21 protein-coding genes are annotated in these 24,028 nt (G+C 72.7%); 12 read left to right on the top strand and 9 right to left on the bottom strand.

Translation table 11 applies throughout. The annotated features are described in order from the left end of the window. Positions 1-9 precede the first annotated feature (9 nt). Together ABZ887_RS29945 and ABZ887_RS29940 are read right to left on the bottom strand one after the other, a co-directional pair. Positions 10-546, bottom strand: a complete 537-nt coding sequence (locus ABZ887_RS29945) for a hypothetical protein (RefSeq protein WP_361295696.1) — start codon at positions 544-546, stop codon at positions 10-12. A gap of 341 nt (positions 547-887) precedes the next feature. Continuing rightward, entirely contained in the window at positions 888-1,814 is a 927-nt protein-coding gene (locus tag ABZ887_RS29940; RefSeq protein ID WP_361295693.1) for a DUF3027 domain-containing protein, read from the bottom strand. Positions 1,815-2,273: 459 nt separating this feature from the next. Here ABZ887_RS29940 and ABZ887_RS29935 point away from each other — a divergent pair, with 459 nt between their 5' ends. The 4 genes from ABZ887_RS29935 (at position 2,274) to ABZ887_RS29920 (ending at position 5,731) form a co-directional block, all read left to right on the top strand. Then, entirely contained in the window at positions 2,274-3,617 is a 1,344-nt protein-coding gene (locus ABZ887_RS29935) for an MFS transporter (protein ID WP_361295882.1), read from the top strand. Positions 3,618-3,679: 62 nt separating this feature from the next. Further along, positions 3,680-4,153: a DUF2771 domain-containing protein gene (locus ABZ887_RS29930; protein ID WP_361295690.1), complete on the top strand. Its 474-nt coding sequence runs from the start codon at positions 3,680-3,682 to the stop codon at positions 4,151-4,153. Continuing rightward, positions 4,123-4,893 (top strand): futalosine hydrolase, encoded by a 771-nt coding sequence (locus ABZ887_RS29925; protein WP_361295687.1) that lies wholly within the window; start codon positions 4,123-4,125, stop codon positions 4,891-4,893. Before ABZ887_RS29930 ends, ABZ887_RS29925 begins: the two co-directional genes overlap by 31 nt. After that, the gene (locus ABZ887_RS29920) at positions 4,880-5,731 is read left to right on the top strand and encodes a 1,4-dihydroxy-6-naphthoate synthase (RefSeq protein WP_361295684.1); all 852 of its coding nucleotides are present in this window, start codon (positions 4,880-4,882) and stop codon (positions 5,729-5,731) included. The genes ABZ887_RS29925 and ABZ887_RS29920 overlap by 14 nt, the downstream gene beginning before the upstream one ends. A 51-nt stretch (positions 5,732-5,782) precedes the next feature. On the opposite strand, the gene ABZ887_RS29915 is transcribed toward ABZ887_RS29920, so the two are convergent. Further along, positions 5,783-6,166, bottom strand: a complete 384-nt coding sequence (locus ABZ887_RS29915; protein WP_361295681.1) for a cold-shock protein — start codon at positions 6,164-6,166, stop codon at positions 5,783-5,785. Positions 6,167-6,354: 188 nt separating this feature from the next. Between ABZ887_RS29915 and ABZ887_RS29910 the strand changes: the two genes are divergently transcribed. After that, complete coding sequence (locus tag ABZ887_RS29910) at positions 6,355-6,609, top strand: hypothetical protein (protein ID WP_361295678.1); 255 nt, start codon at positions 6,355-6,357, stop codon at positions 6,607-6,609. Here ABZ887_RS29910 and ABZ887_RS29905 read toward each other — a convergent pair. After that, positions 6,582-7,211: an HAD family hydrolase gene (locus tag ABZ887_RS29905; RefSeq protein WP_361295675.1), complete on the bottom strand. Its 630-nt coding sequence runs from the start codon at positions 7,209-7,211 to the stop codon at positions 6,582-6,584. The genes ABZ887_RS29910 and ABZ887_RS29905 overlap by 28 nt on opposite strands. 177 nt (positions 7,212-7,388) lie before the next feature. Then, positions 7,389-8,321 carry a hypothetical protein gene (locus ABZ887_RS29900; protein ID WP_361295672.1) on the bottom strand — a complete coding sequence of 311 codons (933 nt, stop codon included), beginning with the start codon at positions 8,319-8,321 and terminating at the stop codon, positions 7,389-7,391. 260 nt (positions 8,322-8,581) lie between these two features. Between ABZ887_RS29900 and ABZ887_RS29895 the strand changes: the two genes are divergently transcribed. The 3 genes from ABZ887_RS29895 to ABZ887_RS29885 all read left to right on the top strand — a co-directional run bounded on the left by ABZ887_RS29895 (position 8,582) and on the right by ABZ887_RS29885 (position 13,194). Then, positions 8,582-11,146 (top strand): helicase-associated domain-containing protein, encoded by a 2,565-nt coding sequence (locus tag ABZ887_RS29895; protein WP_361295669.1) that lies wholly within the window; start codon positions 8,582-8,584, stop codon positions 11,144-11,146. Positions 11,147-11,238: 92 nt separating this feature from the next. Then, the gene (locus tag ABZ887_RS29890) at positions 11,239-12,876 is read left to right on the top strand and encodes a M6 family metalloprotease domain-containing protein (protein ID WP_361295666.1); all 1,638 of its coding nucleotides are present in this window, start codon (positions 11,239-11,241) and stop codon (positions 12,874-12,876) included. Between the two features lie 9 nt (positions 12,877-12,885). Then, positions 12,886-13,194 carry a hypothetical protein gene (locus ABZ887_RS29885; protein ID WP_361295663.1) on the top strand — a complete coding sequence of 103 codons (309 nt, stop codon included), beginning with the start codon at positions 12,886-12,888 and terminating at the stop codon, positions 13,192-13,194. 42 nt (positions 13,195-13,236) lie between these two features. On the opposite strand, the gene ABZ887_RS29880 is transcribed toward ABZ887_RS29885, so the two are convergent. Continuing rightward, on the bottom strand, positions 13,237-13,782 hold the full coding sequence (locus ABZ887_RS29880; RefSeq protein WP_361295660.1) for a hypothetical protein: 546 nt from the start codon (positions 13,780-13,782) through the stop codon (positions 13,237-13,239). A 230-nt stretch (positions 13,783-14,012) separates the two neighbouring features. Between ABZ887_RS29880 and ABZ887_RS29875 the strand changes: the two genes are divergently transcribed. Beyond that, positions 14,013-15,656 (top strand): DNA repair helicase XPB, encoded by a 1,644-nt coding sequence (locus tag ABZ887_RS29875; protein WP_361295657.1) that lies wholly within the window; start codon positions 14,013-14,015, stop codon positions 15,654-15,656. On the opposite strand, the gene ABZ887_RS29870 is transcribed toward ABZ887_RS29875, so the two are convergent. Next, positions 15,614-16,765: a glycosyltransferase 87 family protein gene (locus tag ABZ887_RS29870; protein WP_361295879.1), complete on the bottom strand. Its 1,152-nt coding sequence runs from the start codon at positions 16,763-16,765 to the stop codon at positions 15,614-15,616. The two genes, ABZ887_RS29875 and ABZ887_RS29870, sit on opposite strands and share 43 nt — an antisense overlap. Positions 16,766-16,924: 159 nt before the next feature. Then, positions 16,925-17,110 (bottom strand): hypothetical protein, encoded by a 186-nt coding sequence (locus ABZ887_RS29865; RefSeq protein ID WP_361295654.1) that lies wholly within the window; start codon positions 17,108-17,110, stop codon positions 16,925-16,927. Between the two features lie 438 nt (positions 17,111-17,548). Between ABZ887_RS29865 and ABZ887_RS29860 the strand changes: the two genes are divergently transcribed. Then, positions 17,549-19,615 carry a UvrD-helicase domain-containing protein gene (locus ABZ887_RS29860; protein WP_361295651.1) on the top strand — a complete coding sequence of 689 codons (2,067 nt, stop codon included), beginning with the start codon at positions 17,549-17,551 and terminating at the stop codon, positions 19,613-19,615. A 146-nt stretch (positions 19,616-19,761) separates the two neighbouring features. Here ABZ887_RS29860 and ABZ887_RS29855 read toward each other — a convergent pair whose 3' ends face one another. After that, positions 19,762-20,370, bottom strand: coding sequence for a helix-turn-helix transcriptional regulator (locus ABZ887_RS29855; protein ID WP_361295648.1), 609 nt, complete (start codon positions 20,368-20,370; stop codon positions 19,762-19,764). 97 nt (positions 20,371-20,467) lie between these two features. Between ABZ887_RS29855 and ABZ887_RS29850 the strand changes: the two genes are divergently transcribed. Together ABZ887_RS29850 and ABZ887_RS29845 are read left to right on the top strand one after the other, a co-directional pair. Beyond that, a complete protein-coding gene (locus ABZ887_RS29850; RefSeq protein WP_361295645.1) occupies positions 20,468-21,172 on the top strand; it encodes an ABC transporter ATP-binding protein in 705 nt (234 codons plus the stop codon). A gap of 5 nt (positions 21,173-21,177) precedes the next feature. After that, positions 21,178-24,003: an FtsX-like permease family protein gene (locus tag ABZ887_RS29845; protein WP_361295876.1), complete on the top strand. Its 2,826-nt coding sequence runs from the start codon at positions 21,178-21,180 to the stop codon at positions 24,001-24,003. Positions 24,004-24,028: the final 25 nt, after the last annotated feature.

Here is a 24,028-nt window from a genome sequence, read left to right as displayed (position 1 = left end):
GAGCGTCGGCTAGAGGCCGCCGACCTTGACCGGGAGCTTCTGGAGCGTGGCGACCGTGACGTCGGGCCGCTCCGGGTCCACCAGGTCGACGGGGTTCCGCAGCTGGTACAGGTCGCCTCGCGGCGGGTACTGGGTGAGCTGGGCGACGAGCCTGGCCGGGTCCCTGGTCGTCAGGATCAGGGGCTCGCCGTGGCCCGGCCGGTCGACGACCATCGTGAAGGGGAGCACCCACACGTTCTCGTACCTGGGCGGGAACTGCTGGGTCAGCCTCAGCAGGCTCTGCGCGTCGACGTCGACGTCGTTCTGCTCGACGGTGATGGTTCCGCCGCCGTCGCCGTTGTCCGACGGCAGCTCCGCCGTGATCCTGAAGCCGACCGTGCGCATCCGGACGCTGTTGATCGGGTCGTCGGGGTTGACGTCGATCCGGTGCTTGATACCGCCTCGGAAGTCGACGCTGAACAGGGATTCCTTGAGCTTGAGCGGGGTGTTGATCCCGAGCATGCTGCACGGGATCTCGGCGCCGATGGGGGGCAGGCCGCCTGGCATGGGTTCTCCTTCGAGAGAGGGTCACTGGCATATGCGACACCCACTCTCGAAGCGGGCCACGCCCACGCGAAACGACCACGCCGGGCACCCGGGTCCCCTCACACGGACGGGGCCCGGGGTACGGCGGCCGGTCAGGCCGCCGCCGGTTGCCTGGTCGAGGCCCACGGCCCCGGCTGGCGGTGGGGTCCGGGCTGCCGAGGCGTAGGTGAGGTGGCCCGGCCGGACGGACTCACGCCCAGGGGCCGTCGGACGGACTCGCTCCCGGGGCCCGTCGGACGGCGTGCCGCTCCGCAGGGGCAAGAGCGGCACGCGGTCCGGAGGGTGACGGGGCGTCCGGACCGCTAGGAGTGGCCCAGCTCCGCCGACGTCTCGTCCTCCGTCGCCGGTACCGAACCGGAGTCGGAGGCGGGGCGGAGCGGGAAGGGGTCGACTCGCGTCTCGTCGATGACCGGCGGGGCCGGCTGGGGGGTCTTCGGCATGACCGCGGCCTCCGAGTGACCGCCGCAGCCGTAGGAGAGGGAGACGACCCGGCCGTCGGCCGGGGAGAACTCGTTGGCGCAGACGCCGAAGGCCTGCCCGAGGGAGCCGCCGATGGGGGTGAGGAAGCCACAGCTCACGCAGGTCGCGGGGGCCGCCTGGGCCATGGGGGTCTTCGCGCCGAACGACTCCTCCCAGCGGTCGGCGGCGATGTGCAGGCCGTAGCGGGACAGGACCCGGGCGCGGCGCATGCCGAGTTCCTCGGCGATCGAGGCGATCGTGCCGCGGGAGGGGACCGTCGGCAGGTGCGCGGGGGTGCCCGCGGTGACCTCGGCGTCCTCCGCCTCCGCGAGCTCCTCCATCTCCTCCGAGATCGGGGAGTTCGGTTCCGGCTCGTCCTCGCCGGTGTAGCCGGGCTCCAGGCGGAGGTCCTCGGCCTCGGTGGGCAGCAGGTCTCCGGGGCCCATGTCGCCGGGGCGCAGCCGCTCGCTCCACGGCACCCACTCGGGGGCGAGGAGGGCGTCGGAGCCGGGGAGGAGGACCACCTCGTCCAGCGTGACGACCTTGGCGCGGGAGGCGCGGGCCACGGTCACCGCCCAGCGCCAGCCGCGGTACCCCAGCTCCTTGCACTCGAAGAAGTGCGTGACCACGCGATCGCCCTCGGCCACCGCTCCGGCGTGCTCGCCGACCACCCCGGGTGCGGCGGCCTCCTCGGCGGCTCCACGGGCGAGGTCGACGGCCTCGGCGCACAGACGGTCGGGGGTGCGGCTTCGCGTTGTCGCTGCGCTCACAGGTATCGCTTCTCTCCTACGCCGTCTCACGAGTGCGGTTGCCTCCGGCGGTGGGGCGGACGGAGCGGACCTGTGGGCCGCATCGACGTCCGCGTCCGATCGCGCTCGGGCGCACCTATGCCATCCATTCTGCGTTATGGCTGAGATAGGCACGCTACCCCGTCGCCGGTGGATGGGGACAGTCCGGCGTGCGAGCAGGGAGGGGGAGAGCCGACGGGGGTGGGGGCAGGTCGTGTTTCGGGTGCGGGTGGGTGGGGGTTGCCCGCGCAGTTCCCCGCGCCCCTGAAGGGGCGCTGCCCAGCCGCGTCCTGCACGGGCTCCGCCCCACCCCAGGGCTCCCCCTACGACTCGCTTGGCCACAAAGTGCACTAGGAACTGCACTCTCAGGGCACTATGAAGCACGTGGCAACCGCGAGGTCACCCCAGCGCGCCGTCGGGGTCGGTAGCGGTGCGGGCCGGATGCGCGGTGCCGTCCGCTCCGTCGGCCGTGCCCTGCACCTCCCGGTGACCGGAACCGCCCGCGGCATCCGCAAGGCCACCCACGCGCACGGCGCCGGCGAGTCCGGGCTGGGGAAGCTGATCGAGTTGCATGCGGTCAACGGCGCGGGTGACGTGATGATCACCGTCGCGCTCGCCTCCACCGTGTTCTTCTCCGTGCCCACCGACGAGGCCCGCGGCCGCGTCGCGCTCTACCTCGCCATCACCATGGCGCCCTTCACCGTCCTCGCCCCGGTCATCGGCCCGCTGCTCGACCGGCTGCCGCACGGGCGCCGGGCCGCGATGGCCGGGTCCATGCTCGCGCGGGCGCTGCTCGCGCTGGTCATCTCCGGGGCGGTGGCCGGCGGCAGCCTGGAGCTGTACCCGGCCGCGCTCGGGGTGCTGGTCGCGTCGAAGGCGTACGGCGTGGTGCGCAGTGCCGTCGTGCCCAGACTCCTGCCGCCGCGGTTCTCGCTGGTGAAGGCCAATTCGCGGGTCACCCTCGCGGGGCTGCTCGCCACCGGCGTCGCCGCCCCGGTCGGGGCCGGGCTGCATGCCGTCGGTGACCCCTGGCCGCTCTACGGCGCCTTCGTGATCTTCGTTGCCGGGACGTTTCTCTCCTTCACCCTCCCCCCGAAGGTCGACTCGGCCAAGGGCGAGGACGTGGCGCTGCTCGCCGCCGACGAGGAGCATCTGCACGGCCCGCACCGGAAGGAGGCGAGGCGGCCGGGGCTGCGGACGGTCGGGCCCGCCGTCACCCATGCCCTCGGCGCCAACGCCGCCCTGCGCTGCCTCTCCGGCTTCCTGATCTTCTTCCTGGCGTTCCTGCTCCGCGAGCACCCGCTGACCGGGGAGAGCGCGGCCGTGTCGCTGGGGATCGTGGGGGTCGCGGCGGGCGCCGGCAACGCGCTCGGTACGGCGGTGGGGTCGTGGCTGCGCTCCCGGGCGCCGGAGATCATCATCGTGGCGGCGGTGGCGCTGGTGCTGGGGACGGCGATCGTCGCGGCGCTGTTCTTCGGCGCCTTCCTGGTGGCGGTGCTGGCGGCGGTGGCCGGTTTCGGGCAGGCGCTGGCCAAGCTGTCCCTGGACGCCCTGATCCAGCGGGACGTGCCGGAGCTGGTGCGCACGTCCGCGTTCGCCCGTTCGGAGACACTGCTCCAGGTGGCCTGGGTGTTCGGCGGTGCGGTGGGCATCGTGATGCCGCTGAACGGCACCCTGGGTCTGGTGGTGGCCGCCGCGATCGTGGCGGTCGGCTGGCTGACCACCCTGCGGGGCCTGCTCGCCTCCGCCCGGCACGGCACCCACCCCCGACCGCGAGTGGCGTAACGAACCGGGCACGCCGTACCCCACATGGGGAGACGGCCGAGAGTGCCCGATAGCCTTCGGCCATGACCACGCTGCACTCCCGCTCGCGACGCCGCCGCGTCGTCGCCGCCGCCGGCGCCGTTTCCGCCGGACTGCTCGTCCTGTCGGCCTGTGACAAGCCGACGCCGATCGCCACGATCACCGTCGGCACGAACTCGGTCAACTCCGAGGCCACCTGCTACAACGACGGCAAGACGCTGGACACGGCCTCCCTCACGAAGTGCCTCAAGGACACCGGGATCAAGTCCATCAAGGTGGACCCGGACGACACGGTCCGCTTCGGCGTCGACCCGAAGATCGCGGACAACGGCTGGACGATCCTGATGAACGGTCAGGCGCTCACCGACTCCAGCACCAAGACCTACCGCACCATCCCGGGCAGCGTGTTCTTCAACGCCCAGTACGGCGCCTCCGGCAACTCGACCCTCGTCTCCATCAAGGAGGGCGACAAGTCGGTGCTGGGCCTGTGGTCCTTCAAGCTCAAGAAGGACGCCTGACGGCCGCAGGAGTGACCACGTCCGCCGTACGCGTCCTCGTCGCCACCGCGGTCCCGGCCGAACGGGACGCGGTGGCCGGGGCGTTCCCGGGCGGGACGAGCGAGGTGCGGCTGCCGGGCTCGGCCCTGCTGCACCGCACCGGCGCGGGGTACGACCTCCTCGCCGCCGGGGTCGGACCGGCCCCGGCCGCCGCCGGCACCGCGACCGCCCTCACCGCCGCCGCCCTCGAAGGCCGCCCCTACGCGCTGGTCGTCTCCGCCGGGATCGCCGGCGGTTTCCAGCCGATGGCGCCCGTCGGCTCCGTGGTCGTCGCCGACGAGATCATCGCGGCCGATCTGGGTGCCGAAACGGCCGACGGATTTCTGCCGGTCACCGAACTGGGCTTCGGGACCGTCAGCCACCGTCCAGCAAATTCACTCGTACGAGTTACGGCGCAAGCTGTCGGAGCTCGCCTCGGAGCGGTACTCACCGTCTCCACGGTGACCGGAACCGCCGCCCGCGCCGCCGAACTGCTGGCCCGGCACCCCCGTGCCCTCGCCGAGGCCATGGAGGGCTTCGGCGTCGCCGAGGCGGCCGCCGCACACGCCGTGCCCGTGCTGGAGATACGCGCGGTCTCCAACCCCGTCGGCCCCCGCGACCGTGCCGCCTGGCGGATCGGCGACGCCCTGGCCGCCCTGACCGAGGCCTTCGGGAAGCTCGCGCCCGCCCTGGAGAGTTGGAACCCACATGACCACCGCTGACCCGCTGCGCATCGCGTACTCGCCCTGCCCGAACGACACCTTCGTCTTCGACGCCCTCGCCCACGGCCGGATCCCGGGCGCGCCCGCGCTCGACGTGACCTTCGCGGACATCGACATCACCAACGGCATGGCCGAGCGCGGCGAGTCGGACGCGCTGAAGGTGTCGTACGCCGTGCTGCCGTACGTCCTCGACGAGTACGCCCTGCTGCCCTGCGGGGGCGCGCTGGGGCGGGGCTGCGGGCCGCTGGTGCTGACGAGGGAGGCGGGCGCGGACCTCACCGGCCGTACGGTCGCCGTGCCGAGCGAGAGGTCGACGGCGTACCTGCTGTTCCGCCTCTGGGCGGCGGACACCCTCCCGGACGGAGTGGGCGAGATCGTGGTCATGCCCTTCCACGAGATCATGCCGGCCGTGCGGGACGGGAAGGTCGACGCGGGTCTCGTGATCCACGAGGCGCGCTTCACGTACCAGAACTACGGCCTGCACAAGCTCGCGGACATGGGCGAGCACTGGGAGGACACGACGGGTCTGCCGATCCCGCTGGGCGCGATCATCGCGAAGCGGTCGCTGGGCGCCGAGACGCTCACCCGCCTCGCCGACTCGATCCGCGCCTCCGTCCACGCGGCCTGGGACGACCCCGAGGTCTCCCGGCCGTACGTGATGGCCCACGCCCAGGAGATGGACCCGGCCGTCGCCGACCAGCACATCGGGCTCTACGTCAACGAGTTCACCTCGGAACTCGGCGAGGACGGTTACGCGGCGGTCCGCGGACTGCTCACCCGCGCGGCGGCCGAGGGACTCGTCCCGCCCCTCGGCCCGCACGCACTCGATTTCCCGTAGGAAAACCGACGGGACTTACCCGCTTCCGAGACGCATATGCCTCCTGTGCGGCTACACGTCCAGCTGGTCCGCGACCGCGCGCAGCAGCCCGGCGATCTTCGCTCCGGCGGCCTTGTCCGGGTAACGGCCGCGCTCCAGCATCGGCGTGATGTTTTCGAGCAGGGTCGTCAGGTCCTGCACGATCGAGGCCAGCTCGTCCGGCTTCTTGCGCTGGGCGGCGGCGACCGACGGAGCGGGGTCGAGCAGGACCACCGACAGCGCCTGGTCACCGCGTTGACCGGCGACGACGCCGAACTCCACGCGCTGGCCCGGCTTGAGTGCGTCGACCCCGTCGGGGAGAACCGAGGAATGGACGAAGACGTCACCGCCGTCGTCACGGGAGAGAAAGCCGAAGCCCTTCTCACTGTTGAACCACTTGACCTTGCCGGTAGGCACGTCTGTCCTCGTCCTCGTATCTCGTCGGAAACTGCTCGGGAAACTTCTGAATGCAACAGCTCTGGAACGGGCCTTGATAGCACTCGGGCGGGTCGACCACGACCCGCCGGTACCAAGGCTAATGGTCTTCGGGCGCGTGACAAGACGTCGCCCGGTTGTTCCTTCGGGCAGGGAACTACCCTGGTCGAGTGCGTGACAAAACCCAAGCGAATTCCGCCGGGCCCGGTGACCGACTGGTCCGTACCGGTGCCGTGGTCTTCTTCATCGGTACGGTGGCCACACTCGTCACCGTGATACCGCTGTTCCTCGGTGCGAAGCCTTTTCCGACGTACATGTACCTGCTGAGCATGCTCATGGGCGTCGGCTTCCTGGTCGCGGGCGCCGGAGTGCTCCAGTCGGTCGCGGCCGGACGCCGTCAGGCGCGGGAGGCGTCCTCCCGGTAGCCGGCCAGCCAGGCGGGCAGCTCGGTGAGGTCGCCGAGCACCACGTCGGCACCGGCGGCCCGCAGCTCCTCCGCAGCGCAGGGCCCGGTGGCCACCGCCACCGACAGGGCTCCGGCCTTGCGTGCCCCGCGTACGTCTCCGACGTGGTCGCCGACGTACGCGACCGCGCCGTGCTCGCGCAGCGCCACCGCCTTCTGCTCGGCCCACAGGTCGCCGACGACGGCGTCCGGGACTATGCCGAGGTGGCTGAGGTGCAGCTTCGCGTTGGGCTCGTACTTCGCGGTGACCACCACGCTCTTCCCGCCGGCCTCCCGCACGGCGGCGATCGCCTCCCGCGCGCCCGGCATGGCGGGGGTCGCCGCGATGGCGATCTCCGGGTACATGGCCCGGTACAGATCACTCATCTCCGCGATCCGCTCGGCCGGAAACCAGTGGATCAGCTCCTCGGCGAGCGGCGGCCCCAGCCGGGTGACCGCCAGATCGGCATCGATGTACGTCCCGGTCCGCTCGGCGAGCGCCAGGTAGGCGGCGTGGATGCCCGGCCGGGAGTCGATGAGGGTCATGTCGAGGTCGAAGCCGACGGTGAGGGGGCGAGGAGTCATATGGGTCATTGTGCCTAGTGCTTGCGGCAGTCATGCGGGTGCGGGTGCGTCGTGGCTGGTCGCGCAGTTCCCCGCGCCCCTTGAGTGGGACCAGTCACGTTGCTTTGAGGGGCGCGGGGAACTGCGCGATCAGCCCCCACCGGCCCGCAGCCGCCCGACAACCGCTCGGCCTGCCCCCTACCGCGCCCTCTGCGAGCGCCACGCCACATAGACGGCCGAGGCCAGCGCAGCGCCTCGTACCACCCACGGCCACGTCTCCCCCACCGCGCCGCTCATCTGCCCCTGGGCGATCGGCGTGCCCCAGCGCCCGGCGCTGCGCCCCCACAGCCACACCAGCCCGGCCGTGACGGACAGGCCCGGTACCCACATCACCGCCAGCTTCGTCTCCGCCGGGGTGAGCCGCCGGGAGCCGTAGGCGATGGCCCAGCCGAGGACGAGGGCGAACCAGTTGCCGAGCACCGCGCCCACGACGAGCGCGGCGGCGGCGAGCAGGAGGAGGGGGTTGCTCCAGCCGGTCCCGGGGCGGGGGACGACACGGATCCGGCGTCGTCCGGACGACGCGGCCGTCTCCTCCACCACAGGGGCCTTTTCCGCCTGGACCGGCTCGGCCTCCGGTTCGTCCTCCGGCTCCTCCTTGCGGAACCGCGGCCTGCTCAGCAGTTCGGGGATCTCCACCCCGCCGACGAACCCGGGCACGCCGTCCCCGTCCCCGAACGGGCTGCTGTCCACCCGCCACCAGTCGGGCGGCGGCGCCGAACCGCCCGGCTCTGCGGGCCGGGGGCGCGGTACGACGCGGCGCGGCTCCTCGGGCCCCGCGGGCGGCGCCGCGTCCCGCTGGGCGGGGACCGCGGCCGCCGGCGGCGACTGGGACGCGCCGCCCGCCGTACCCCCGGCCGCCTCGACGACCTCGTCGGGCGTGCCCAGCCGGTCCAGGATGCGCCGTACCGCTGCGGGGCTGTCGACGGTCGTCTTCGCCCTTTGCCGGTCGATGTCGTTGCGCAGCCCGGAGACCAGCCGCATCCGCTCGGCCGACGACAGCTGGCGCTGGTGCGCGATGTCCCCGACGCGGCTCAGATACTCGTAGACGACCTGATCGCTCTCGATACCCACGAAGTCCCCTCCGGGGCCGGTGCGTTGCGTTGGATACCCCGTCGGAACGACGGTAGCGCAGGCCACGGCTCATGTCGGCAGGCACACCAGCGCGCGGCGGGCCTCCGAGCAGGGACGGCCGCCCCGCTCGCGCGGGACGTGGAACAGACGCGGAACAGACGCGGAACACACCAGGACCGGGATCACGATGTCCCCCGCACCGGAACGGTCGGGGGAGGAGTGATCCCGGTGCCCGCCCCGCACCCGCTACCGTGGGTCGGATGAGCAACCCGGCCACCCCGCCGCGTTCCCTCGCGGAGGCGCTTCGGGCCAGGGACGACGCCTCCCTGGCCGTACTGCTGCGTGCCCGCCCCGACCTCATCACCCCCGTCCCCACCGACCTCACCCAGCTGGCCACCCGGGCCGGCACCCGCGCCTCGGTGCTGCGCGCCCTGGAACGCCTGGACCGCTTCACCCTGCAGAGCGCGGAGGCGCTGGCGGTGGCCGGCGACCCGGCGTCGTACCAGGAGCTGCTGGACCTGATGGCCGGTGACGGCGGGGACCCGGTCGTCGCCGGCGAGCTGCCGCGTGCCGTCGCCGCGCTCCGCGACCAGGCGCTGGTGTGGGGCGACGACGACCGGCTGCGGCTGGTGCGGACCGCGCGCGAGGTGCTCGCCCCGTCCCCGCAGCATCCCTCGCCGACCGGTCTCGGCCCGACCGTGCGGGAGGCCACCTCGGGGATGTCGCCGGGCCGGGTCCAGGAGATCGTCGCGGCCGCCGGGCTGCCCTCCACGCACGACCCGGTGTCCGCGGTGGACGCGCTCACCAAGCTGTTCGGGCACCGGAAGAGGATGGCGAAGCTGCTCGCCGCCGCGCCCGCCGAGTCCCGCGAGGTCCTCGCCCGGCTGGTCTGGGGGCCGCCGTACGGGCAGATCACCCCCGAACCGGCCGCCCACCTGCGCTGGCTCCTCGACCGCGGCCTGCTGCTGCCGACCGCGCCCGGCACGGTGGTCCTCCCCCGCGAGGTCGCCCTGCACCTGCGCGAGGGCCGCGCCCACCGCGAACCGGAGCCCGTGCCGCCCGCCGTCGAGCCGGCCGCGGCCCACCGTCCACAGGTTGTGGACGCGACCGCGGCCGGGCAGGCGTACACCGCCCTCGCGACCGTCGAGGAGCTGCTGAAGGACTGGGACGAGGGCGGTCCGGCGGTGCTGCGGGCCGGTGGCCTGAGCGTCCGGGACCTGAAGCGGACGGCCGTCGCCCTGGACCTGCCCGAGCCGCTCGCCGCCTTCTGGGTCGAGCTGGCGTACGCGGCCGGGCTGCTCGCCTCCGACGGCGAGGCCGACGAGCGGTACGCGGCCACCCCCGGCTACGACGAGTGGCTGGACCGGCCACCCGCCGAACGCTGGGCCCAGCTGGCGGAGGCCTGGCTGACCGCGACCCGCACCTCCGGCCTGGTCGGCGGCCGGGACGCCAAGGACCGCGCCCTGTCGGCGCTCGGCCCCGGCCTCGACCGCTCCGCCGCACCCGAGGTACGGCACCGGGTGCTCACCCTCCTCGCCGCGCTCCCGGAGGGCACCGCCCCGGCCGCCGACTCGGTGCTGGCCCGGCTGCGCTGGGAACGCCCACTGCGCGGCCCCCAGCAGCGCGACGACGACCTGCGCGGCCGGCTGGCCCGCTGGACCCTGTCGGAGGCCGAGCTGCTGGGCGTGACGGGCCGCGGGGCGCTGTCGGCGCACGGCCGCACCCTCCTCGGCGCACCGGCCGCGACCGCGTCCAAGGAGGCGCCCGCGGAGCCCGCCGGTCCGGGCGACAAGCTCCCCGTGCACCATCACCACCCCGCCGCCCCCGCCTCCCTCACCTCCGCGCCCGTCCCACCCCTCCCGCCCCTTTCGCCGCCCGAGCAGGCCGTCGCCGCCGCGGCCGCCGGCCGGCTGCTCGCCCCGCTCCTCCCCGAGCCCCTCGACCACGTGCTGCTCCAGGCCGACCTGACGGCGGTCGCCCCGGGCCCGCTGCGCCGCCCGCTCGCGGACGCGCTGGGCGTGCTCGCCGACGTCGAGTCGAAGGGCGGCGCCACGGTCTACCGCTTCACGCCCGCCTCCGTCCGCCGCGCCCTGGACGCCGGCCGGACCGCCACCGACCTGCACGCCTTCCTCGCCACGCACTCCCGCACGCCGGTCCCCCAGCCGCTCGCCTACCTGATCGACGACGTGGCCCGCCGGCACGGCCATCTGCGGGTGGGCGCGGCCTCGGCGTACGTCCGCTGCGACGACGACACCGTCCTGAACGAGATCATGGCCGACAAGCGGGCGTCGGGTCTGAGCCTGCGCCGCCTGGCCCCGACGGTGCTCGCCACCCAGGCCGACCCGGCCGCCCTCCTGGAAGGCCTGCGCGCCATGGGCTACGCGCCCGCCGCCGAGTCCGCCGAGGGCGACGTCCTGATCACCCGCGCCCACGCCCACCGCACCCCGCCGCGCACGGCCCCCGAGCCGGTCCCGGACGGCCCGCCGCCACCGGACTCCACCCTCCTGGCGGCAGCGATCCGCGCGATCCGCGCCGGCGACCTCGCCGCCACCACCCCGCGCAAGTCCAACGGCACCGCCGTCCGGGGCGGCGAGCTCCCCCGCACCACCGCCGCCGAGACCCTTGCCACCATGCAGGCCGCGGTCCTCACCGGCGACACCGTCTGGATCGGCTACGTCAACGCCGAGGGCACCGCCACCCAGCGCGTCATCGCCCCCATCCGCGTCGAGGGCGGCTTCGTCACGGCCTACGACCACACCGCCGACGAGGTCCGCACCTATCCCCTGCACCGGGTGACAGGGGTGGCGGAGCTCGCGGAGGAGTAGCGGAGGAGTAAGTGATCATCTTGCAGGCCGCGCACCTGCATGCGTCACTGGCGTAGAAACAACCAACACATCCCTTTTTGGGAGGATTTGGAATGGTTGACCTTTCCACTTCACGGGACTCCACGGTCGCCGTCTGGTCGGAATTCTGCGCCATCGCGCCCAGCCCGGAACTCCGCAACAGGATGCAGCAGGAACTGGAGCGGGTCCGGAGCGAGTCGGACGTGGCGAGTCTGTTCCGCCTCGGCGGCACCCCCCGCAGGTTCGGCTACGGCGACGGCGTCAACATGCCGCCCGAGGCGTTCGCCCCGGGGACGTCGCTGGAGGCCATCCGCGCCACGGCCGCCGCACGGACCCCGCTGACCGGCACGGTCCGGGTCGTCGTCGTCCTGGCGGACTTCACGGACAAGCCGATGACGGCGGACAAGGAGCACTTCGAGAAGCTGTTCTTCTCCGAAGGCGAGCTCCCGCACGGCAGCGTCCGGGACTACTACCGTGAAGTGACCCACGGCCTGGTCGACATCGTCGGCGAGGTCATCGGTCCGGTCCGGATGCCGCAGAAGCTCTCCTGGTACGCCAACAACAACTTCGGCATCGGCAAACCGACCGGCGAGCCGCGCGCGCAGATCCTGGCCCGGGACGCCGCCGTCGGCGCCGACCCGCTCATCAACTACGCCCCGTACGACAACGACGGCAACGGTTTTGTGGACGCCTTCATCGTCGTGCACTCCGGCCCCGGCGGCGAGGCCACCGGCAACCGGGGAGACCTCTGGTCGCACAAATGGGTCCTGCCGAACGCGTACAACGCCGACGGCGCCCAGATCTTCGGCTACCTCACCATTCCCGAGGACGCCAGGATCGGGGTCTGCGCCCACGAGCTGGGCCACCTGCTGTTCGGCTTCCCCGACCTGTACGACATCGACGGTTCGTCGGAAGGCATCGGCAACTGGTGTCTGATGGCCGCCGGTTCATGGGGCGGCGACGTCCCCGGCGAGCGGCCGACGCAACCGTCGGCCTGGTGCAAGATCCAGCAGGGCTGGGCCAAGGCCGTCAACGTCACGAGCAACGGACAGCTGTCCGTCCCCGACATCAAGAACGGCTTCGAGGCGTACCGGCTGTGGACCGACGGCATGCACGGGAAGGAGTACTTCCTGGTCGAGAACCGCCAGCAGACGGGTTACGACAAGTCGCTGCCCGCCCCGGGCATGCAGATCTGGCACATCGACGAGAGCCAACGGGACAACAGCAACGAGAACCACTACATGGTGGGCCTCGTCCAGGCGGACGACCAGCGCGACCTGGAGTCCGCGGCGAACCGCGGTGACGCCGGCGACGTCTACCCCGGCAGCACCGGCAACAGCTCGTTCGGTCCGTCGACCAAGCCCAGTTCCCGGTCGTACGCCGGCACCCCGACCGGCGTCTCCGTCACGGACATCTCGGCGCCCGCCGCCACGATGACCGCGTCGGTATCGGTCTCGGCGGGGGTTCCCGTGCGCGCGCCCGCCCCCACCGCCGCCATCAGGCGGGACACGGAGGACGTGCCCGGGCTGGTCAAGACGATCCACGACCTCCAGGAACGGCTCGCCACGCTGGAACAGGCCGTCGCCCCCTGGGCCGGCGCCGAGGCCTACCTGGAACAGGCCGTGCGGTCGGGCAAGGCGGGCACACCGGAGTCCGTCAAGGCCGGGAACGGGTACGGCGCCCGCCCGCACGAGGGCCCCCACCACCGGTGACCGCCGGCCATGGTGCAGGTGGTCGAGAACCGCACTGACCTGACCGTGCGGCTGGTCAGGACCGAGCCGCATCCGCGGCTGGCGGGCTGGGACCTGGCGGAGGTGGACGTACTCGGCGCCGAGCCGGTGACCGGATACGCCGACCTGTTGTCGGGCAACGTCGGACAGCGCCTGCTGCTCGCCGTGCCCAGCCCGCTCCTGGCGGACGTGGTGCCCGGGTCCGTCCTGCGCGCCCGGGCCAGGCTGGCCGCCCCGGGCGAGGCGATGGTCGAGAAGAACCCCACACCGGGCACCTTCGCCGTCGAACCGCCGAGCTGAGGCGATGCCGCCCCCGAGGGGGCCGGTCTTCGGCCGGCCCCCTCAGCAGTACCGCACCGGCGCATCCGCCGGCAGGCCGAAGTGGGTGCGGGCCGCGGTCCGCAGGCCGGTGGACGTCATCCCCCGGTCGAGGCGGGACGCCGCAGAGTGGCTGAAGTGGTTCCCCTCCCACTCCCCGTACCCCTCGCCGTCCGGCGGCTCCTCCGCGGAGACCACCCGGAAGCCGCCGTTCGCCGGATCCCGTGCCAGCCGCACCACCTGCGGTGTCTGCGCCCCGCCGCACAGCACCAGGGCGCCCGCGCGCTCGCCGTACTCCTCGCACAGGGTGTTGACGCCGGCCCGCACCCGGCCCCCGCTCTCCTGGAGGTCCAGCGCCTCCGCCCGGCAGAACCACCGCGACCTGAGCGCGGGCTCGCTCTCCCCGGCGCCGGTCCCGGCGGACTGCGTCACGAGCCGTGCCTCGATCGCGGGACGTACCTCGGCCCACAGGCCGGTGTCGACCGCGCTTGACCCGCGCGCCCACACCCCGGCCGCCACCAGCACCACCACGGCCCCCGCGCCGGGTCCCCAGATGCGTACGGACGTCACCCGATCCTCCCCACCGAGCCACGCGTATCCGCGGCTCCCTCGGACATGACACCCGAAACGGACCCAAGGTTGCACCGGACGATCAGACACCCACAAAAGCCGGGCGCGGACGGGCATGATCCGCCCAACGGCGAAGGTGATCGTTCGCAGATGAGGCACACTGGAACTTTGGCCCGTGACAATGGCCGCCATCGCGATGGCCGCACGGACCGAGGGAAAGGGTGCCGCGCGTGAATGGTCCGTTGATCGTCCAGTCCGACAAGACCCTGCTCCTGGAAGTCGACCACGAGCGGGCCGACGACTGCCGTCGGGCCATCGCGCCCTTCGCCGAACTGGAGCGGGCACCGGAGCACATCCACACCTACCGGGTGACCCCGCTGGGGCTGTGGAACGCGCGGGCGGCCGGGCACGACGCCGAGCAGGTCGTGGACGCCCTGGTCGAGTACAGCCGCTATCCGGTACCGCACGCGCTGCTGGTCGACATCGCCGAGACGATGGACCGGTACGGGCGGCTGACGCTCAGCAAGCACCCCGCGCACGGGCTGGTGCTCACCACCACCGACCGGCCGGTCCTCGAGGAGATCCTGCGCTCCAAGCGGATCATCCCGCTGGTCGGCGCCCGGATCGACCCGGACACCGTGGCCGTGCACCCCTCCGAGCGCGGGCAGATCAAGCAGACCCTGCTGAAGCTGGGCTGGCCCGCCGAGGACCTCGCCGGATACGTGGACGGCGAGGCGCACCCGATCGAGCTCGCCGAGGACGGCTGGGCGCTGCGGCCGTACCAGAAGCAGGCCGTGGAGAACTTCTGGCACGGTGGCAGCGGAGTCGTCGTCCTGCCCTGTGGCGCCGGGAAGACGCTGGTCGGCGCCGGGTCCATGGCCCAGGCCAAGTCGACGACCCTCATCCTCGTCACCAACACCGTCTCGGCTCGGCAGTGGAAGCACGAGCTGGTGAAGCGGACGAGTCTCACCGAGGACGAGATCGGCGAGTACAGCGGGACGCGCAAGGAGATCCGGCCCGTCACGATCGCCACGTACCAGGTCCTCACGACCAGGCGGAAGGGCGTCTACCCGCACCTCGAACTCTTCGACTCCCGCGACTGGGGTCTGATCGTCTACGACGAGGTCCATCTGCTGCCGGCTCCTGTCTTCAAGTTCACCGCCGATCTGCAGGCGCGCCGGCGGCTGGGGCTGACGGCCACCCTCGTGCGCGAGGACGGCCGGGAATCGGACGTGTTCTCCCTCATCGGGCCCAAGCGGTTCGACGCTCCGTGGAAGGAGATCGAGGCGCAGGGCTACATCGCGCCCGCCGACTGTGTCGAGGTGCGGGTGAACCTCACGGACTCGGAGCGGCTCGCCTACGCCACCGCCGAGACCGAGGAGAAGTACCGCTTCTGTGCGACCACCGCGACCAAGCGGAAGGTCACGGAGGCGATCGTGAAGCGCTTCGCCGGGCAGCAGATCCTCGTGATCGGCCAGTACATCGACCAGCTCGACGAGCTGGGCGAGCACCTGAACGCCCCCGTCATCAAGGGCGAGACCTCCAACGCCCAGCGCGAGAAGCTCTTCGACGCCTTCCGCGAGGGCGAGATCAGCGTGCTGGTCGTGTCGAAGGTCGCCAACTTCTCCATCGACCTGCCGGAGGCGACCGTCGCCATCCAGGTGTCGGGGACGTTCGGGTCGAGGCAGGAGGAGGCCCAGCGGCTGGGACGCGTCCTGCGCCCCAAGGCCGACGGCCACCAGGCCCACTTCTACTCGGTCGTCGCCCGCGACACCATCGACCAGGACTTCGCCGCCCACCGGCAGCGCTTCCTGGCGGAGCAGGGGTACGCCTACCGCATCGTGGACGCCGACGAGCTCCTCGCGGAGGGCTGAGCGGAGGTCTGAGCGGAGGGCTGCCGAGCAGCCGGCAGGGGGTTGCCGGGCCCGTCGTCCGGCGGGGCGGCACCGCGCCTTCGCAGGACGGCCGCGGCGCCCGCCAGCAGCGCCAGCCCCAGCAGCGGGTACGGCGACGCGAGCGGCTGCTGCCACCACGGCAGGTGGAGGTCGCGGTCGCCCTGGTGGGGCACCAGCCACAGCGTGCGGGCCGTGAAGACGAGTGCCGTCCCGGCCGCGAGGAGCATCCGGCCCTCGGCCAGCAGGACCGCCAGCAGCGGGACGCACCACACCCAGTGGTGGGACCAGCTGATCGGGCAGACCAGCAGGGCCGTGAACGCGGTGAGCAGGATGCCCCAGCGGTCGGAGCCGGGGCTGCGGTGAGCACGGGCGCGGGTCGCCAGCCACAGGCCCGTCGCCACGAGCGCGGTCGCCGGGAGAGCCCAGGCCGGGCCCGGTGTCTCCGTGCCCGCCACCCTGGCGACCAGGCCCTGGAGCGACTGGTTGTCGACGATCCAGGCCTTGCCGATCCGGCCGGTCTCGAACACCCGCCGCGTCCAGAAGTCCACGGTCGCCGAGGGCAGGAGAAGGGCCCCGAACAGGGCCGTGCCGGCGAAGGACGCCGTCGCGGTGGCCGCCTCCTTTCTGCGTGCGGTGAGAAACAGGTAGGCGATGAAGATCGCCGGGGTGAGTTTGACGCCCGCCGCGATGCCGAGGGCGAGGCCCTTGGCGCGGGCGCCGGGCGGGCGGGTCAGGTCCCACAGGACCAGGCAGGCGATCGCCAGGTTGACCTGGCCGAAGAGGAGCGTCTGGAAGACCGGCTCCACCCAGAGGGCGAGCCCCGCGGCCGCGCACAGCAGCGGGAGGGGTGCCGTGCGGCCGGCCAGGCGGGCGGAGAGGGCGACGAGCCGGGCGAGCAGGAGCGCGTTGCCCGCGAGGAACGCCACCTTCAGGGCCGGGACGGGGATCCAGGTCGTCGGGACGAACAGGACCGCCGCGAAGGGCGGATACGTCGCCGGCAGCCGCCATTCGGTGACCGTGAAGCCGTACAGATCACCGCCGTGGACCACGGCTTCGCCCTCGGCCCGGTAGACCAGCAGGTCGGCCATCGGGGCGTGCAGCAGGACGCAGAGGGCGGCGAAGGAGCAGAGGGAGACCGTCAGTAAGGACAGGGACAGGAGGAGAGGGAGAGGCGGGAGGGCGCGGGCGACAGGGGAGGCGGGGGGTGACGTCACCGTCCGGTTCGGCACGGGGGCGACCCTATGCCGTTACTTGCGGCGTATGCCCGCTTCCTCGCCGTACTCACCGAGTATCGCGACGCTGAACGCCGTGCTGACGAAGACCTTGACGGCGCGCAGGGCGTCGCCCAGGCGGTGGTGGGGTTGGGGGACTCCGTCGAGGGCTGTGGCGCCCGGGGGACGGCTGGGGGCTGGGTGGATGGTTGCTGCGCTCATGCCTCAATGGTGGAACTTCGGGCACAAGGACGGCATCGGTCCACGGGTCCAATTTCCGGCATCCTCCGGTCCACCCCCCGATGGACCCCACCCCCTACCTCCGCCCGACCGTCCGGGTGACGCTCCCCCTAGGGGACGCAGCCGCGACTGGGAAGGGACGGCGGCTGAGGCGCCCCGAAAGGGGCGCTGGGGGTACCCCCGGCCGAAGGCTGGGGGAGGAACTGCGCGACCAGCCCCCACCCACCCGCAGCCGACATCCGAGCGGTCCCCCGAAAATCCATTGGCCTCCCCCACCCCCACCTCACTAGAATCTCCGCTCTTGCCCGCCTCCGCCCCCCGGAGTGCCGCTGCCCGGACGGAAACCGGTCGGCTGATCGCCACCTGTGCGCCATCCACATCTGAGCGCCATCGACTCGCAGGCCCTTCGGAGGCACCCCCTTGTCCACGCCCGCCCGCGACCCGCAAGCGGACCCGCACCCCGACCCCCTCTCCCGCGAACGCTCCCACCTCGCCGAGTCCCGCTCCGCCCTGCGTGCCATGCGGGAGGACGTCGAGTCGCTGGACATCCGTGACGTCACCGCGAACTGGGTCAACGCCGAGGTCCTGGCCCGCCAGATCGACGAGCGCATCAAGGCGCTGGCCGACCTCAGCGACACACCGCTCTTCTTCGGCCGCCTCGACTACCTGCACGCCCCCGGCGCCGAGCAGGCCGAGGGCGCGTACGGCGAGCGCTTCTACATCGGGCGCCGGCACGTGCACGACCACGACGGCGACCCGATGGTCATCGACTGGCGGGCGCCGGTCTCGCAGCCGTTCTACCGGGCGTCCAAGAAGGACCCGATGGACGTCTCGCTGCGCCGCCGCTTCGGGTACACCCGCGGTGACATCACGGCGTACGAGGACGAGCACCTGTCCGACCCGGCCGAGGCGGCCCGTACCAGCAAGCTGCTCCAGCAGGAGATCGAGCGCCCGCGCGTCGGCCCGATGCGCGACATCGTGGCGACCATCCAGCCCGAGCAGGACGAGATCGTGCGGTCGGGCCTCTCCGGCACCGTCTGCGTCCAGGGCGGCCCCGGCACCGGGAAGACGGCCGTCGGCCTCCACCGGGTCGCCTACCTCCTCTACGCCCACCGGGAGCGGCTCGCCCGTACCGGCACCCTGGTCATCGGGCCGAACCGCTCCTTCCTGCACTACATCGAGCAGGTGCTGCCCGCGCTGGGCGAGCTGACCGTGCAGCAGGCGACGGTGGACGACCTGGTGGCGAAGGACGTCGACGTACGCGGCACCGACGACGCCCCCGCCGCGATCATCAAGGGCGACGCCCGGATGGCGGAGGTCCTGCGCAGGGCCGTCCAGGCGCACGTCACCCTGCCCACCGAACCGGTCGTGGTGGTGCGCGGCTCCCGTCGCTGGCGGGTCCCGGCGTACGAGCTGGCGGACATCGTCCGGGAGCTGCTGGACCGGGGCATCCGGTACGGCGCGGCGCGCGAGGCCCTGCCGCAGCGCATCGCGCACGCCGTGCTGGTCCAGATGGAACGCTCGGGAGAGGCGCCCGACGACCGCGTGCAGGACTCGGTGGCGCGCAACGCGGCGGTGAAGGCGGCCGTCAAGCACATCTGGCCGCCGGTGGACCCGGCGAAGCTCGTGCTGCGCCTGCTCACGGACGCGGACTTCCTCGCGGAGCACGCCGCCGGGATCCTCGACGAGGACGAGCGGAAGACGATCCTCTGGGCGAAGCCGGTGCGCAGCGTCAAGGCGGCGAAGTGGTCGGCCGCGGACGCGGTGCTGATCGACGAGACGACCGACCTCGTCCAGCGCACGCACTCGCTCGGCCATGTCGTCCTGGACGAGGCGCAGGACCTCTCCCCCATGCAGTACCGGGCGGTCGGCCGCCGCTGCACCACCGGGTCGGCGACCGTCCTCGGCGACCTGGCGCAGGGCACCACGCCCTGGGCGACCGGAAGCTGGGACGAGGCCCTGTCCCACCTCGGCAAGTCGGACGGCGTGATCGAGGAACTGACGGCCGGTTTCCGCGTCCCGACCGACGTCATCACCTACGCCTCCCGCCTCCTCCCGCACATCGCGCCCGGCCTCGCGCCGGTCGCCTCGGTCCGTGAGAATCCCGGCTTCTTCGCCCTCCGCGCCATCGCGGACACCGCCGAAGTGGTCGCCGCGTGCGAGGAGTTGCTCCGCAACGAGGGTTCGACGGGCCTGATCGCGGCGGACGCGCGCGTGCCGGCGCTCGCGGAGGCGCTGACGGCGGCGGGCATCGGCTACCTGGCCCCCGGCGAGGAGACCACGGCCGAGACCCGCCTCACCCTGGTCCCGGCGTCCCTGGCCAAGGGCCTGGAGTACGACTACGTGGTCCTCGACGAGCCGGGGGCCGTGGTCGACGGCGAACCGGACGAACGCACCGGCCTGCGCCGCCTGTACGTGGCCCTGACCCGGGCGGTGTCCGGCCTGATCGTGACCCACGCGGCCCCGCTGCCGCCGCAGCTGACCTGAGCAGCCGGGGAAGCAGACGTCGGGCTGGGCGCGCCGCAGGAAGTGCCGCGACAGGCCATGTGTCGACTGCGGCGCCGTCGTGGCTGGTCGCGCAGTTCCCCGCGCCCCCAAGGGGGCGCTGCCCCCAGCGGACTTCGTCGACCCGGTCAGGCGGACTCTGTACGGGCCCCGCCCGTCCCGCCGTGCCCGCCGTGACCACCGGCCTGGCCGGCCTCACCGGCCTCGCTCTGCGCCGCGGCGAGCGGGCCCAGATGCTGTGCGGCGCTGTCCAGCAGTCCGAGGTCGGCCTTGGTGTGGGCGACGGCGGCGTCGATCAGGACGGCGACCAGCGGCTCGTCGGCGTGGGCCCGGCGCTGCCGGGCCAGGCCCGCGAGCTCGGACAGGTACGTCTGCCGCTGTGCCTCGATCAGCGCGGTCAGGGCCTGCGGGCCCAGGGCGGAGGCGCCGAGGAGCTTCAGGAACAGCTCGTCGCGGAAGCCGCCGACGCGCACCCATGGGGTGGCCGCCCACGAGCGCAGCTCGGCCTCGCCCGCCTCGGTGAGCGTGTAGAGGTTCTTGTCGGGCCGGTCGGACTGCGTGACCTGCGAGCGGGAGACATAGCCGTCACGGACCAGCCGTTCGAGGATCTGGTAGAGGTGACCGATGTTCAGGCCACCCCACTGCGGGCCGATGGCCTCCTCGAAGCGGGCCTTGAGTTCGTATCCGTGGTTCGGTCGCCGGGTCAGCAGCGCGAGCACGGCGTGGTGGAGCGGCATATACGTCCCTTCTACATTGTGACAACATACCTCTGCATTGCCACAATGTAGGTGCGGCCATGCGTGTGCCGCGATGTACGAGGGCGAGGCTGCATCAATGGCTGTGAGCGTGGCGTTGCGCGGGGTGAGCCGCCGGTATCCCGGGCTGACCGCTCTGGACGGGGTCGACCTGGAGGTCGCGGCGGGCGAGGTGGTGATGCTGACCGGGCCGTCCGGTGCCGGCAAGTCCACCGTGCTGCACGTGACGGGCGGCATGGACCAGCCCGACGAGGGGCACGTCGAGATCGACGGCACGGAGCTGGTGCGCCGGGACCTGGACCGGCACCGCCGGCGGATCGGCTTCGTCTTCCAGCGCTTCCACCTGCTGCCCGCGCTGACCGCGCTGGACAACGTGCTCGCCCCGGTCCTGCCGCGCAGAGTGGACTTCGACCGGCGTGCGCGGGGCATGGAGCTGCTCGAAGCGGTCGGCCTGGCCCACCGGGCGGACGCCCTGCCCTCCCAGTTGTCGGGCGGCCAGCAGCAACGCGTCGCCGTCGCCCGCGCGTTGATCAACCGGCCGGGACTGTTACTGGCCGACGAGCCCACCGGCAACCTGGACAGCGTCATCGGGCGGGAGATCGTCGACCTGCTGATGTCGCTGCGCGAGCGGTACGGGATGACGATGCTGATCGCCACGCACGACGCGGAGGTCGCCGCCAACGGCGACCGGGTGGTGCGGCTGCAGGACGGCAGGATCACCTCGGACCAGCGGGTCACGCCGTCCGGCGACGTGCTGCACCGGCTGGGGGGCCTGCGCCCGTGATCACGATGATCCTCGACCAGCTCCGGCGGCGGCGCGGGCGCGCACTGGCCCTGGCCGCCGGAATCCTGGTGGCGGCGACCAGCTTCACCCTGCTGACCGCGACGGTGAGCACGAGCCGGGCGACCACCGTGGGCACCGTACGGAAGAACGCACGGTCCGCGTACGACGTCCTGGTCCGCCCGCCGAACTCGCAGACGGCCGTGGAGCGGCAGAGCGGTCTGGTCGCGCCGAACTTCCTGTCCGGCACGTTCGGCGGCATCACCATGGACCAGTACCGGCGCATCCGCGACCTGGCCGGGGTCGACGTGGCCGCGCCGGTCGCCAACATCGGCTACCTGATGGTGTCGAGCACCGTCACCGTCGACGTGTCCCGCTTCCTGGACGGCAACGCGTCCCGGCAGATCCTGCGCATCAGCCCGACGCTCACCTCCGGTCTCGGCAGCTATCGGACCTCCGACGAGTACGTCTACCTCACCCGCTCTCCCCTGACATCGGCGTCGGAGCAGGACCACCTCTTCGAGTCCGACACCCTGGAGCAGGGCGCGGTAGACAAGAGCACCCAGCGGTACCGGATCAAGGGGAAGTACGACGTCTGCTTCTACTTCAACCGGGACAAGACCGAGCAGACCGAGTTCAACCTGGAACTGCCGCTGAAGCCGAACATCATCGCTGAGGACCTCAGGGACAGGTCGCCGTTCGACCCGGACCTGAGCTCGCGGATGAACTGCCAGTCCGGCCGGGACAAGGCCACCATCGACGTCCCGGTCAGCTACCCCGTGCTGCTGTCCGCCATCGACCCGGCGGCCGAGGACAAGCTGGTGGGCCTCGGCGCCACCGTCACCTCGGGCCGGATGCTCACCGAGCGGGACAGGCCGTGGAAGGTGTCGTCCGCCAAGAGCGTCCACGGACAGCACGACTCCTACATACCGGCGCTGCTCAGCGACGACCCGCTGACCACCGGAACGCTCGACGCCACCGTCCAGCGGCTCGACGTCGGCGACCCGGCCGAGCTGCCCTCGAAACTGGGCAACCCGACCGCCGACAGCTTCGTCCGCGGCCTGCACGGCACCACGGTGGGCAGCACCCGGGTCGACCTGAGCAAGGGCTACCGGAAGGCGCTGACCGAGGACTCGTTCGACACCGGCGACTACTGGACGGTCGGCCCGGTCATCTACCGCCGGACCGCCGACGGCGACCTCGCCGCACAGACGCAGCCGCCGCAGAAGCGCGGCCTGTGGGTCACCAATTCCAACCAGCAGCCGTTCGCCAACGTCCCCGAGGAGAACCACCAGGGCACCCAGTACCGGAAGGTGACCAGCCACGCCGCCACCGACTGCATCGGGCTGGGTTCCTGCGACGGCGTCGACTCCGGGCGCCTGCCCAATCCCTACGTCCACCTGGTCGGCCGCTACGACACCGGCCGGCTACGCGGCTTCTCGGCACTGTCCGACACCCCGCTGGAGACCTACCAGACGCCGCAGGTCACCGGCGCGGACAGCGCGACCCGCGCGAAGCTCCTCGGGAAACCGCTGCAGCCCGACCGCAACCTGGGCGGCTACGTCAGCCCGCCGCCCACCATGCTGACGACGATGGACTCCATCACCGCGCTCACCAAGAGCCGCCGGGTCCCGGGCCTGCAGGACAAGGCGCCGGTGAGCGCGATCAGGATCCGGGTGGCCGGAGTGACGGGCGTCGACACCGCCTCCCGGGCGCGGGTGAACGCCGTGGCCGGGGCGATCCGGGCCGCCTACCCGCGACTCCAGGTCGACGTCACCGTCGGCAGCTCGCCCGCCCCGCAGACGGTGGCGCTGAGCGGCTCGGCGCGGGTGACGGAGCGTTGGGTCGCCAAGGGCGTGGCCCTGCGCATCCTCAGGGCGGTGGACACCAAGAGCGCGGTGCTCTTCGTGCTGGTCCTCGTGGTGTGCGCGCTCTTCCTCGGCCAGGCGGCGCTGGCCTCGGTGCGCTCACGCCGCACCGAGATCGGCACGCTGCGCTGCCTCGGCTGGAGCGGCGGCGAAGTGCTCCGCCTGGTCCTCGGCGAACTGGCGGTCATCGGCCTCGCCGCCGGAGCCGCGGGCACGGTGCTCGCGTACGTGCTGGGCCGGGCGCTGGGACAGCCCGGGGCCGGCGCCAAGTCGCTCCTCGTGCTCCCGGTGGCGCTCCTGCTGGCCACGGCGGCGGGCCTGATCCCGGCCTGGCTCGCCACCCGGCTCGGGCCGATGGAAGCCGTCCGGCCCCCGGTGACGGCGGCCCGCCGCGCGCGCCCGGTGCGTTCGGTGGCCGGACTGGCCGTGCTCAATCTGCTGCGGGTGCGGGGCCGCACGCTGCTGGGTGCGGCCGGGCTGGCGCTGGGCGTGGCCGCCTTCACGGTGCTGCTCGCCCTGACGCTGGCCTTCCGGGGCGAGGTGGCCGGGTCGCTGCTCGGCAACGCCGTGGTGGCGCAGGCACGCGAGGCCGACTACCTCAGCGTCGCCCTGTCCCTGCTGCTGGGCGCCGCCGGCGCCATCGACGTCCTGGTCATCTCGCAGCGCGAGCGCGCCGCCGATCTCGCGGTGCTGCGGGCGACCGGCTGGACCAACCGCGAGCTGGCGCGGCTGACCCTCTACGAGGGGATCGGCCTGGCCCTGCTGGGCGGCCTGTCCGGCGCGGTGGCCGGTCTGGCCGGGGTGCTGGCACTCGGCCGGGGCGTGCTGCACGGACACCTGTTCACGGTCGCCGGCGCCGCGCTGCTGGCCACGCTCGCCGCGACCGCCCTGGTGGGGGCCGCTCTGACGGTGCCGATCCGGGGGCTCTCCCGGATCGCCCCCGCCCATCTGCTCGCCGCCGACTGAACCGGCCGCCGCCACCGGTGCGACC

The organism is Streptomyces sp. NPDC047061 (assembly GCF_040643955.1).
In the GTDB taxonomy this organism is placed as follows: domain Bacteria; phylum Actinomycetota; class Actinomycetes; order Streptomycetales; family Streptomycetaceae; genus Streptomyces.
This window is presented reverse-complemented; position numbering and strand designations above follow the sequence as displayed.